The organism is Prevotella sp. MA2016, from assembly GCF_000619825.1.
Classification (GTDB): Bacteria; Bacteroidota; Bacteroidia; order Bacteroidales; family Bacteroidaceae; genus Prevotella.
In genome coordinates this window covers 70494-83974 of sequence record NZ_JHUW01000013.1, presented here as the reverse complement: position 1 = coordinate 83974, position 13481 = coordinate 70494, and the positions used below count along the sequence as shown (strand labels likewise).

Annotated in this window: 8 protein-coding genes; 2 read left to right on the top strand and 6 right to left on the bottom strand. The window is 49.7% G+C overall.

Annotated features, from left to right (window positions below; translation table 11 throughout):
* The first annotated feature begins 20 nt into the window (after positions 1 to 20).
* Positions 21 to 1292: a hypothetical protein gene (locus tag T360_RS0110545; protein ID WP_155949508.1), complete on the top strand. Its 1272-nt coding sequence runs from the start codon at positions 21 to 23 to the stop codon at positions 1290 to 1292.
* On the opposite strand, the gene T360_RS0110540 is transcribed toward T360_RS0110545, so the two are convergent.
* From T360_RS0110540 to T360_RS0110515, 6 genes are all read right to left on the bottom strand, one after another.
* Complete coding sequence (locus tag T360_RS0110540) at positions 1277 to 1948, bottom strand: B3/4 domain-containing protein (protein ID WP_028912760.1); 672 nt, start codon at positions 1946 to 1948, stop codon at positions 1277 to 1279. The two genes, T360_RS0110545 and T360_RS0110540, sit on opposite strands and share 16 nt — an antisense overlap.
* Before the next feature lie 2 nt (positions 1949 to 1950).
* Positions 1951 to 2808, bottom strand: coding sequence for a 4-hydroxy-3-methylbut-2-enyl diphosphate reductase (locus T360_RS0110535; protein ID WP_028912759.1), 858 nt, complete (start codon positions 2806 to 2808; stop codon positions 1951 to 1953).
* A 27-nt stretch (positions 2809 to 2835) separates the two neighbouring features.
* Entirely contained in the window at positions 2836 to 3936 is a 1101-nt protein-coding gene (gene meaB, locus T360_RS0110530; protein ID WP_028912758.1) for a methylmalonyl Co-A mutase-associated GTPase MeaB, read from the bottom strand.
* Between the two features lie 30 nt (positions 3937 to 3966).
* Complete coding sequence (locus T360_RS0110525) at positions 3967 to 5037, bottom strand: DUF1573 domain-containing protein (protein ID WP_028912757.1); 1071 nt, start codon at positions 5035 to 5037, stop codon at positions 3967 to 3969.
* 14 nt (positions 5038 to 5051) lie between these two features.
* Entirely contained in the window at positions 5052 to 10364 is a 5313-nt protein-coding gene (locus T360_RS0110520; RefSeq protein ID WP_028912756.1) for an alpha-2-macroglobulin family protein, read from the bottom strand.
* Between the two features lie 74 nt (positions 10365 to 10438).
* Positions 10439 to 11218, bottom strand: coding sequence for a DNA alkylation repair protein (locus T360_RS0110515; RefSeq protein WP_028912755.1), 780 nt, complete (start codon positions 11216 to 11218; stop codon positions 10439 to 10441).
* 197 nt (positions 11219 to 11415) lie between these two features.
* On the opposite strand from T360_RS0110515, the gene T360_RS0110510 reads away from it, so the two are divergent.
* A complete protein-coding gene (locus T360_RS0110510) occupies positions 11416 to 13476 on the top strand; it encodes an acetate--CoA ligase family protein (protein ID WP_028912754.1) in 2061 nt (686 codons plus the stop codon).
* Positions 13477 to 13481 lie beyond the last annotated feature (5 nt).

The window sequence follows — 13481 nt, the reverse complement described above, 5'->3', positions numbered from 1 at the left end:
TTGAACTCATATAATTGACAATGAAAAAATCGCTTTTAACTCTATGCTTTGTGCTCCTGTCTGCTATGGCAGGGGCACAATGTGTATCGGCTCTCGATGCACTGAAGACCGACCCTCGTAGGGCGTATGGTACGGATTATCCGTATCTGCTCGAAACACCCCAGCTCACCAAGGCGCCACGTGGCTATAAGCCTTTCTACATCAGCCACTATGGGCGACATGGCTCACGCTATTACTGGAGCAGTTCGCTCTATAAGGAACTCGACACGCTGCTCACCTTGGCTCATGAGCGTCATCTGCTCACGCCTGTTGGCGAAAAATTCCGCCAGAAGTTTATGGCAGCCAAGGCAGAATTGCAGACGGGTGTGAGCGAGCTCACCGACCTAGGCTGGCAGCAGCATCAAGGCATCGCCCGTATCATGTACAACAACTTCCCTGAGGTTTTCGAACATGGTGGCAACGTGCTGGCCATCTCGTCGCTAGTTGGTCGCTGCGTCATCAGCATGGCAGGATTCTGCCAAGAGCTGGTGCAGTGCAACCCCAAGCTCGAGATTCGTGAGCAGTCGTCGCGTTTTACGCTTGATGGTGTTGTGCCTACCGACGGACAAAACCCCGTAAAACACAACTACCCCAAAGACTTGAAGCCTCGCTACGAAAAGAATCGCAGTCAGTTTAAGGGTGCCCCATCGGTACTACGCGACAACATTCTTAAGCGTGTGTTTGTGAGAACCGACAGTCTGCCAGGCAGACCTCATCACATCGGCAGCAATCTCATCAATCTCTACACCTCGCTTCCCAGCATTGGTCATGAGGGCATGATGGATGGCATCATCACCGACGAAGAGATAGCAGCCGAATGGGAGCGCGACAATCTAGGTAGCTATTCGTGGGTATTCGGTCCACAATATCAGATGATTCCCATCCTTCAGGACATCTTGAAGAAAGCCTCAGCAGCCATTGATGGCAGCAGCGATCGTGTGGCCGACCTGCGTTTCGGACATGACACCTGCATCGGTCCGCTCACCGTGCTGATGGGTATCAACGGTGCCGACCTCGACCCTGAAGATCCCAACGAGGTAAAGAACTGCTACCAGAATTGGGAGACCTGCAAGGCTTCAAATATTCAGTTGATTTTCTATCGCAGCAAGAAAGCTACTGACGACATCTTGGTGAAATGCCTTATGAATGGTCGAGAAGCCACCCTACCTGTACCTACGGACAACTATCCCTACTACAAGTGGAGCGACTTCCAGAAGTTCTATCATAACAAGTGTAGCTACGCTCTGCGATAAAGCGTAACGGTGCCACCATCGCTTTGGGCATAGTCGATGAGCAGCTGCTGGATATACTGAGCGTTGGCCAGCACACGCTGCTCATCACCATCATATCCATTAATAAGCACCACGAGGTGGGTGGTTGAGAGTGTCATCTTGGTACGCTCATGGTCGCTGGTAGGCGTACCTACCCCACCCTCGGCATCACGATACACAGGCAGACCGGCGATGTTCAACGGACCACGCCCAATGCCTTCATAAGGTTCACCTTCACGACCTACGCCCAGCACCAGTTCATCGCCCACAAACTTGTCGGCATCAAATCCGCCAATGCTGTAACCATAGACGATAGAAGCTAGATTGACCAGATCAACCAGCGTATCAATCTGATAAAGCTCTTTGCCCTGCAGCATACGTCGGATGAGCTGCTCGGAGGCAGGACGATAACGCGAAGGATCCTTGCCACAAAGCTTATAGACCGTACGGGTGGCAGCGATAGATGGCAGCGACTTCACGCTATCGGTAGTAAGTTCGCTACGCAGGCGCTGCTCCACCTCATGGATGGTGTGCCAGAGGCGCTCACTATAAGTACTATTCACCACAGACGCCTCAACGCATGCCCCCACAAATGCAGGGCACACGGAAGCTATCTCGTCAGAAACCTTTATACGAATCATTATTGCATGTTTAAGATGGCATCCCGACACTGCTCCATCAGCCAGCGAGGCGTACTGGTAGCACCACAGATGCCCACACTCTGAATACCTTCAAGCCAATGAGGCTCTATCTCCTGAGGGTCTTCCACCAGGTGCGAATTGGGATTCACACGCAGGCACTCGTTGTAGAGCACTTTTCCGTTAGAACTCTTACGTCCGCACACAAAGAGGATAAGATCGTGCTTGGCAGCAAACTGCGAAATATTAGGCATGCGATTAGCTACCGAACGACAGATGGTGTCGAAACTCTGGAAAGTGGCATCAGGTGAAATATGCGTCTGGATATAATCGATGATGCGTCGGAACTCGTCGAGCGACTTGGTGGTCTGTGAGTAGAGATAGATATCGCGGGTAAAATCAAGTTTTGTAACTTCGTCGCTACTCTCGATGACGATGGCATTAGAGTGTGTCTGTCCCACCAGTCCGAGCACTTCTGCATGACCTTTCTTACCAAAGATAACGATTTGTGCATCATTATTCTCATCATACTGCTCTTTGATGCGCTTCTGCAGTTTGAGCACCACAGGACATGTGGCATCGATAATCTCGATGTTATTCTGACGCGCCAACTCATAAGTCTCAGGTGGCTCACCATGTGCACGCAGCAGCACCTTGGCATTGTGCAGTTGTCGCATTTCCTCATGATTGATAGTGATGAGTCCCATCTCACGCAGGCGCTCACATTCCATACCATTGTGCACGATATCGCCGAGGCAATAGAGTTTTTCGCCCTTAGCGAGCTCTTCTTCGGCTTTTTTAATAGCAGTGGTAACTCCGAAGCAGAAACCACTACCCTCGTCTATTTCTATTTGTATCATTGATGATTGAAGATTGAACATTGAAGATTATTTTTTTAGACTATTAAAATAGTCATCGAGCAGGTCTTGGGCAGCCACGAAAGAGGTTTTTTGACCGGCCAAGACGGTTTGCTCGGCAGCACTAAGTTGTGCTTTGATTTGCGGATTATTGTAGAAGTTTAAGCGCAGATGCTCGTTGATACTTTCATACATCCAATATTTCGACTGCTCATTGCGTCGATAGTCGAAATAGCCATTGGCCTTCACAAAGTCCACATACTCGTATATCATGTCAAATATCTCCTTGACACCTGTACCATAGAATCCGCTATAGCACAGCACTTTTGGGCTCCATCCACTCTCGGGCATCGGGAAGAAGTGCAGGGCATTACGGAAATTGGTTGCTGCCATCTGACAGCGATCCACATTGTCGCCATCACACTTGTTGATAACGATGCCATCACTGATCTCCATGATGCCACGCTTGATACCCTGCAACTCGTCGCCCGTTCCTGCCACCTGGATGAGCAGGAAGAAATCTACCATCGAATGGCAGGCCGTTTCGCTCTGACCAACGCCCACAGTCTCGACAAAGATCTTATCGAATCCTGCAGCCTCACAGAGGATGATAGTCTCACGCGTCTTGCGCGCCACACCACCCAATGAACCAGCCGATGGACTAGGGCGTATGAACGATGACGGATGCTGCGAAAGCTTCTCCATGCGCGTCTTATCACCCAGGATAGAGCCTTTAGTGCGCTCGCTACTAGGGTCGATGGCTAGTACAGCCAGTTTTCCACCTTTCTCCTTGAGCACATGCATACCAAACTCGTCGATAGAGGTGCTCTTACCAGCCCCCGGCACACCACTAATGCCGATACGGATACTATGCCCACTGTAGGGCAGGCACTTGTTGATAACTTCCTGTGCACGCGCCTGATGGTCGGGGTTCACGCTCTCAATGAGTGTGACAGCCTGCGAGAGGATAGTGACGTCGCCCTTGAGAATACCTTCCACCATCTCGCCCACAGAGAGTTCACGCCTGCGGAAACGATTGCGCTTCAGGTAGGGATTGATGATAGAGGGCTGCTCTACCCCACTGTTCACCTGCAAGCCTGCAAATTCTGAGCTATTTTCGGGATGTTCCATGTTTTTTTAACTGAGAAGTGAGAGGTATGATTACTTTAACTTGATGTTGACTACGACTTTTGCGTGGTCGGGATCATTGGTAATCATCAGGATACGAGGACGCGTACGGAGTTTCTTCAGTTCCTCGGCCGTTCCTGTAATCTTCAGATGAGCTGTCTGTCCTGGTGCAATCTCACTCTTGGAGAGTGTCACCTTCAAGCCAGCAGTAAAGAGCTGCAGAGAGGTAATCTTGAGTGCTGACGAACCAGTATTCTGCAAGTCAACAGTAGTAGATTTCTTGGCTTTGCCAGCAAAGTCGGTGAAATCCACATCAGCAGTTGACATCTGCAACTTAGGCGCCAAATCCTTATTATCCTTCTCAAACTGTTTCATATCGGGCAGCAGTACCGTAGCCACCTCAATAGCATGTTCCTGTTTTACCTTGTCACCTGGGTTATGAGCCATGTAGAGCGTGGTCTTAGTCAGACCATAGTCGCGCAATTTCTCAGAGAGCAACTTCACGGTGATAGTAGCTGAGCGTCCTGGCAAGAGATGGTCGGGACTGGTGATAGCCTGCAGATAAGGAGGCAGATGCATGAGGTTGGGGCGCATGGCCTTACTACCATTATTAAAGATGTGTATCTCCTGCACAGGCACATCGCCCTTGTTTACATCGTCAAACTCAAGTCCGTCTTTATCCATCAGCAGGTCGCCCATTGCGATGGGATATTCGCCTGAGTAGTCGTGCATATCAGACTTCACCACACCTTTCATCGTCAGGTAGAAAGGTTTCTTGGTGCCATTAGTCTTCACCAGGCACATCTTCTGGAAATGACCTAACTGCCGGGCATCAAAAGTCATCTTGATGGTGAATCGTTCGCCTATGCCCACCTCTTTAGGATATTCCACCTGCGTGCAACCACAATCGGCTTTTACACTCTGGATAACCAATCGGCGCAAACCTTTATTACGCATCTCGAAAGTAGCTGTAACAGGTTGTTCATACCCTGTAGCTCCTACATCTACAGTGGTAGTTTTTACAGTGAGTCGCTGTGCATTCACCTGGAGAGGCGAAAGCTGAGAAGCGAGAATTGAGAGTAGTATTACTGTTAATTTCTTCATCAATATTATAATATTTAATGTTTAATCTTTAATTTTTCCGAGTGAGTAACGGCGCGGAACTCGGGTGCATAGGCACACTCTACGGTGGCGGTACCTGTTTCGTAGGTTCCGGCTCGATCAATATAATACTCGGTTTCGATCACATGGGTACCCTTCGACAGCATGCCGAAGAAGTAGCATGTGGCGTTATCGCGAGGGGTGATATAAGCACCCGCATGATAACCACTCAACGGCTTAACAGGCTCCATACAAGCCGCACGCTTATCAACCACCTGCACAAAATCGTAATCGCGATCGGCAGTAATGGTGAGGCGAACTTTCAGGCGATCGCCAACCTTCAAATCCTTATTCAGCATCTCGCGCTTGATTGTCAATCCGCTACCATTCTCAGCGATATTCTTTGTCTGCTGGAAGAACTGGGCATAAACGGCGCCCCACGAGGTGCCATCGGTGGTTTTGCGGATGGTGAGTTGCTTACCCTTTGACAATTCGGTCTTAGCATAGCCGATGGCTGATGTAGCATTAGGCAGCACAACGGTGCGCGCATCGATACGGATAACGGGCATGCTTGAGCTCTGAACCAAGCGGCACTCCTGCCCCTTGAGGAAGGCATATACCGCATTCACACTGTTGATAGGTGTATCCCAAGCCTGTGTGCGCTTTTGCTGCAGCAACCAGCGTTGCATCTCATCGATAGTCTGCACATCATTAGGTGTTAACTGCTGCAGGGCCTCGATGGCGATACTCTGGGTTGGAATCTTATAATCAAACCAAGAGTAACCTGCACGTGGCGTATCGTAGTAGCGTCCCATATCCTCGCGGTAAACGGTGTACTCCTTGAGCGACTGGGCATATTCCTGAGCACGCTTGGCATCAACCTTGGCAAAGATGACTGCTGCAAGGGCCTTATCGTAAATGCTCTGACGCTTGATATCTTTTTTAAGTAGCTCGATGAGATAGCTGTTGGCCTGCTGAACATCGGCTGGCAACTGGCGACCATCAAGGGTTAGCAGATACAACCACTGCAGGGCCTTATAACTTGGGAAGTAAACCTCGCCCTTCTTCTCGGCTTTCTTCAGTTCCTTTACCAGGTCTTTTATCTCGTTGCCCATATAGCCAAAGGCCTTATTCAGCATGGTGCTGGTAGCACTCTGCTTTTCAGTGAGGGCATTCAGGCGTACCAGCATTTCGCTTACAGCTACAGTGGTATAGAACGAGCTTGGCATGCCCGGGAACCAGGTCCACGCACCCTCAGCGTTCTGCAGTTTCTGCAATTTCTCGATGGTGGTAGAGAGACGGTTATTCATCAGGTTCTCGTCGAAGAAGTCAACCAAGCGATGCTTCTGTTCAGTCTCGTTGTCGGCATCCAGCACCCAAGGAGTTTCGTTCAGAACAAGATTCTTCAAATCCTCATTCTTTTCCAGTTGAGAGGTGAGCGAGGCCTCGTTAGTCTCCTGCTTCCAGAGTTCGAACACGTTCTTGATTTGTGGATTCTGATTGATGATATATCGTCCCAGTCCGTTGGCATAGAACGAGGCGGCCAGTGAGATGGCGTTATCGTCGCTGGGCGAGCCTACTGCTGGCAGAGCCTGCACCATGAGCCAAACAGGATTGTTGGTATATTCGAGTGTAAGTTTGGTATTCTTGGCATCAGCAGGAACCAACTTGTTCAAATCGATGGTAGCAGTACCAGGCTGGTGCTGAGTGATAGGCATCGAAACAGTAACTCGCTCGGTAGCTGGGAGTACTGGCAGATAGTGCTGCTCACCATCGCTGAAGCCTTTTCCGCTGATCGTCATTTTGACAATCAACATTGAACATTCTTGGACGTGCCAAGCGGCAAAGCCGAGCGGCCCATGGACCATTGACCATTCAAACTCGACGGGGGTTGTAGAACCTGCGGCGAGCGATACTTGCTGCAACTTTTCGTAGACGATGGCGTTAGTCTCGGCATTGATGAGCTGCAGGGTTACCTTGCCTTGTGCCTGTTTCTCGCTAAAGATACGGGCAGAGATGGTGGCCTTATCGCCCTCGCGGATAAAGCGAGGCACGTTAGGCTGTATCATCACATCCTTCTTAGCCACAGCCTCACCCGCAATGTTACCATAATGCAAATCACGTGTGTGCGCAAAGCCTAACATCTGCCAGGTAGTCAAACTCTCTGGCAAAGTAAACTTGATAGCCACGCGACCATTGGCATCGGTAGTAAGTTGGGGATAGAAGAAAGCGGTTTCGTTCAGATTTTCTCGAACTTGAACATCTTCTGTTTGACTTTCATCTGCATCAACACTACCAGCGCTCGAAGTGTCGATAGTCTCCTTTGATTTCAATATTTCACCATCTTCCACCACATCGAGCACTTCCATCTTGTTAGCAGCCATAGCAGGAGCGGCCTCCATCACCAATTCGTACTCTGGTTCAAGCCCCGCCGAACGGGTCAACTTCATTCTTGAACCGAGAAGACTGAACACGCGATAAACGCCAGGATAAATATTGTGATCAAACAAGCTGAAGCCTATCCCATCATAGCTAAAGTCCTCACAATCAAGCGAGGCAAATCGGCTAAAGATGCGAGGCGCAACAAACCTCCAGTTTACTGAAGGCATTGCTATCCACTGATAAGGACGGAAATTCCACTGATGCTTAGTCAGCTGATCCAGACTCTGATCGTAGAGTGTAGCCATCAGGTTAGCATCTACTGGGTTGCCTTTGGCGTCCTTGATGGTCAGTGTCCACTCTTCCTTCTGTCCTGGTGTCAGACGATCGCGGAAGGTTGCCCACTCTAAGGTGAGCTTCTTATCAGGCATGGGGCGCTGAATCTGGGCGGTATGGGTGTAACACTTGCCGTTCTTTACCCAAGCAAAGGTAAGCAGCAAGCCGTTTTCGTACTCATCCTGATAGGTAAACTTGCGATTTATCAGCTCGTTACTCTTATCCACACTCCCCTGCTCTATCAGCTTAAAGCCCGAGAAGATACTATAGAAGATATGCACATTCTGATCCGAGCTACCCACCTGGATGGTAACAGGCGTGCCATCGTTAGGGAACTGGGTGGCCGACTGGTAGAACCAATCATCTGTATCAGTAGCAGGTTTCTCATCATCGAGCGAGAATACCACGAAGGTTCGATCGATGGTCTGATCCTCATACGCAGCCTCTACACGATGCTTACCAGAAGCCAACTTAGCCAATGCTATCTGCTGATTTGTTCTAGCCATCTGCCACTCGCCACCGTCAATACGATAACGTACTTCGGCATCGATATCCTTACCTGCGGCATTGCGCAGATGGAATGTGGCTTTGGGGTTATCTTCAACCAGCATTTTTTCGTCGAGATCGATACTGAGTGCGGTTGGACGATTGCCCAAAGGCAACGTGAACTGTCCCTGGTGCGTTTCGCCAGCCATATCAGTTACATCTGTCTGCAATACAAAGTTGTAGAACATGGTGTACTTGGTTTCGGGCATCTCCAGTGGCATTTTTATCACAAAGTTACCATCGGCATCGGTGGTAGCTTCGCCCGAACAAATCTCGGTACCGTGATTGCTGTAGCCCAGAGCACCCTCGTCGTAATAGCGATTGTACGACCACCACCAAAGGGCAGTACGACGCAATACCTTATACGCTACCTTGGCATCCTGAACAGGCACACCCGCATAGCTGAGTGCTGTACCTTTGATGTCGAGCACATCGCCAGCCTTATAGGCATCCTGATATTCTGCAAAGTCCACATGGAACGTGGGACGCTTGTATTCCTCAACACGAATGCTCTGCGAGCTATTCTCCACCTGGATGGTAAACAAGCCCGTAAGTCCCTTGGCAGGTAGGGTAAAATCTACTGCACCCACACCATAGGCATCGCTCTCCGTCTGCTTCTCGGCCACCACCTTATAGTTGGCATCGCGCAGCACAAATTTCAAGGGCTGATGGGCACGAACCGTTTGCTCAATGCCCTTCTCCACCTGATACACTAATGCCGAAGCGTGTACCGTCTGACCTGGGCGATAGATGCTGCGATCGGTAAAAATAGCGGTCTGATTCACCGTACGATCAGCCCCGTAGAATTCGTAACGACCATTACCATACAGCACTGCACCCGCCTTGTCGGTATCGGTATAGGCAAATACCGAATATGGACGTTCCTTGATACGCAGATGGGCATCGGCGATAGGCTGACCAGTCGTAGCATTCACCACCTCGTAACGTATTTTGCCATCGGGCTGGGCCTCGGCAATCGTAAAGACGTTGGTGACATGATACAGCGTGCGAATCACCTCGGTAGCGGGATTGCTCTTAAACTCCACCAGGTACATGCCCACTGGCAGTCCGTCCAGTGTCAGCGAATCGTCAAACTCCTCGTAATCAGGACGGGCATCAAACTTTATCGTCTTATTGATTACAGGCTTTCCAAGCAGTGGTTTAATCTTGGTCCAACCCTTCTCGCTTGATGGTGTATCCTCGATATCGCCTTCACATCTTACGGGATATACCTTCATAGTGAGTTGCGACAGATTACGCAATTCCTTAAGTTCCACCTTCTGTGCCTGCATGGGGCGTGCCACCTGCAGTCGGTATTTCAATCGCATCTGTGGATTGGTCAGTAGTGTCTTCTCGTTGCGCAGTTCGTTGATGATAGGCCACTTGCCCCACTTTGCTATTGCGTCGTCGATATAGGCAATCTTCTCTGCCGTAGATGGACTATCCGATAAGGAAGTACTATACGATAAGTTATGGAACTCTTCTACCGCCAGTTGAGCATCAAGAGCACTTACAGCTTTCTGATTGCCAACCTTATTATAATACTCGCGTAGAGTCTTATACTCACCCAACTCGGCACCTATCACACTCAGCATATCGTTGCCAAACACCGAAGCATCGCTTCCCATCACCACAAAAGGCTGATACGAACGTTCCTTGGTGTTAGCCAACAGCTTGCAAAGTTCGGGGGTAAGCTGGGGCTTCTTGATGCCTAAATCAATGCTATAGTTCTCGTTATCAATCTGCCAAAGCACCGTTTGGTAAACCAATCGCTGCACCTTATCGGTAGCCTTCTGATAGCGTGCCACAATGCGGTCCATATCGGGCTTTAGCGAGTCGGGGGCAATTTCTGCCATAACTTGGGCTGCCATCAGTTCGGCCTTCAGCAACTGTCCGTATTGGTGCTCCTTATCTGCCTTGTTCACAATCATCTGCAGCACCTCGTATTGCGTCTTGGGCAGATCCTTCTGCTCAGCCTCCGTCACCCTTTTCCAGAGTGCTTCGTATGATTGTGCGAAGACAATCATCGGCATGAGTAGAGCTAAAGTTATCACAAGTAATTTTCTCATAAAGTCCACTATAAATGGTTTAACCATGCAAAGGTAACTATTTATTTTCGATTTCCTTTGGAAATTATGAATTATTATATTTTCTGTATGCGGGCATCTACAGCCATCCACTCCTTACGTTCTGCGTCGCTCATCTTTTCAATGGCATAGCGAAGCATCGTACGAGGCATCTCGCTGGCATGTTGCCGCAAAAAATCGCGAAGCAAATCCATGCTCACTTGCTTGCCCATCTCTCTGAGCATCCACCCCACAGCTTTGTGCATCAGGTCATGCGGATGGTGCAGGTGTATCTCGGCATACCGCAAGCACCACGATGGGTCACCCATCTGCGAAGTTTTCCATGTGAACACCATACTCATTCTCTGTTTCCACAGGCACTCACTCCGTGCCAGGTTGTCGAGCACCTTTATCTTATAATTCTTGTCACCCAAATTTGATGGCAGCATCACCCACGTTCCTAATATCTTATGCACAGACAGGTCCACCAGATCCCAGTTATTCGCCTTTTCAGCATACTGCAGATACATCGTCAAAATCTCATCCCGTTTTTTCATCGCCTCAGCATCATTCATCAGGCGCTTCGTGCTCTGGCGCTCAAACTTGTCCACCAGAATCAATAGTCCACAGAGCCTTACTTCATGCCATTTCGACATCAGTAGTTCTGGTATTTCGCTCAAAGAGAACTCTTTTGCCACAGTCTTTACAATTTCTCTCGTCTGTGGCACTTTCAATCCAAGAAATTCGTCACCCTCGCCATACTCGCCAGGTCCTGTTTTAAAGAATCCCATGAGCACTCTTCGCTGCTCTTCATTACGCAACGACTCCATATAGTTTATGATTTCCTGAGCAGTCATTTTTTCCAAATTAATCTTTTTCTTATATATTCTGCTGCGAAGATAGTCATTTTTCGATAAATTCCAAATTAAATTTGGATTTTTACTCACTTATTCGTATCTTTGACCTACGGTCTTAGATAGGCTGCATTTCGGAAATACAAAGAAAAACGAGTTTTCCTTTGGTATTTCGCTCAATTTGCACTATCTTTGTCCCCATGATTAACCAACAATTATTAAATCCGAAGAGCATCGTCGTGATTGGCGGCTCTAACAACGTGCATAAGCCCGGTGGTGCTATTGTACGAAATATTAAGAATGGTGGTTTCGATGGTCCGCTGCACATCGTAAACCCCAAGGAGGACGAAGTGCAGGGAATCAAAGCCTATCATGACGTAAAAGAAATCCCCAACACGGACTTGGCTGTGCTGGTAGTGGCTGCCAAGTTCTGTCCCGACTATGTGGACTATCTTTGCGCCGAGAAGGGTGTACGCGCCTTTGTGATTATCTCTGCCGGATTTGGCGAGGAGACACAGGCGGGTGCCGAACTGGAGCAGCGCATCCTTGACACGTGCAAGAAGTTCGGGGCTGCCCTCATAGGTCCTAACTGCATCGGACTGCTGAATCGCCATCACCATAGCGTGTTCACCCTGCCCATCCCCAACCTGAACCCACAGGGTGTGGACTTTGTTTCGGGCTCGGGAGCCACAGCTGTGTTCATTCTTGAGAGTGCTGTGATCAAAGGTCTGCAGTTCAACAGTGTGTGGAGCATTGGCAATGGCAAACAGATAGGTATCGAGGATGTGCTGCAGTATATGGACGAGCGCTTCGATCCCGAAACCGATTCGAAAGTGAAACTGCTTTATATTGAGAATATCGCCAACCCCGACAAGCTGCTTTTTCATGCCAGCAACCTGATTCGCAAGGGTTGTCGCATCGCAGCCATCAAGGCTGGTTCCAGCGAGAATGGTAGCAGAGCGGCATCGAGCCATACGGGCGCTATTGCCTCTAGCGACTCGGCTGTCGAGGCTCTGTTCCGCAAGGCAGGCATCGTGCGCTGCTTCTCGCGCGAGGAGCTCACCACCGTGGGTTGCATCTTCACACTGCCCGAACTGAAGGGCAAGAACTTTGCGATTGTCACCCATGCAGGTGGCCCTGGCGTGATGCTGACTGATGCCCTGTCGAAAGGTGGTCTGAACGTACCCAAGATTGAGGGACCTGAGGCCGAGGAGCTGAAGAGTAAGCTCTACCCCGGCTCATCGGTAGCCAATCCTATCGACTTCCTGGCCACAGGCACTGCCGAGCAGTTGGGCACCGTGATTGATTATTGTGAAAATAAGTTTGACAATATCGATGCCATCGCCGTGATCTATGGCACCCCCGGTCTCACCCATCTCTACGAGGCCTACGATGTGCTCGACAAGAAAATCAAGGACTGCAAAAAGCCTATCTTCCCCATCCTGCCCAGTCTGCACACAGCAGGCCCTGAGGTTGAGGAGTTTCTGAAGCGCGGCCATGTCAACTTCAGCGACGAGGTGACACTGGCCACAGCACTGAGTCAGATCATGCGCACCCCCAAGCCAGCTCCTACCGAGATACAACTCTATGGTATCGACCTGCCCAAGCTTTTAAAGATTATCAGTGGCGTAACAGATAATGGATATGTGTCACCCCAAACCGTGCGCGACATCCTGTCGTGTGCTGGCATCCCCTTGGTACCAGAGAAAGTGAGCACATCGAAAGATGAGTTGATAGCCTTTGCCGAGAACGTAGGCTATCCTGTGGTGGCCAAGGTGGTAGGTCCTATCCACAAGAGCGATGTGGGCGGTGTGGCACTCAACATCCGCACACCTGAGCACCTGGCACTCGAGTTCGATCGCATGATGAAGATTAAGGATGCCACAGGCGTGATGGTTCAGAAGATGATGAAGGGCACCGAACTCTTTATCGGCGCCAAATACGAGAACCGATTCGGCCATGTCACCCTTTGTGGCCTGGGTGGTATCTTTGTTGAGGTATTGAAAGATGTGTCGAGTGGTTTGGCTCCACTGAGCTATGACGAAGCCTACTCGATGATTCACTCGCTGCGAGGCTATAAGATATTAAAAGGTACGCGCGGGCAGAAGGGCATCAACGAGCAGAAGTTTGCCGAGATTATCGTGCGCCTCTCTACCCTACTGCGCTTTGCGATAGAGATTAAGGAGATTGACATCAATCCGCTACTGGCCGACGAGAACGACGTGGTAGCTGTGGATGCACGTATTCTCATTGAGAAATGAGAAAA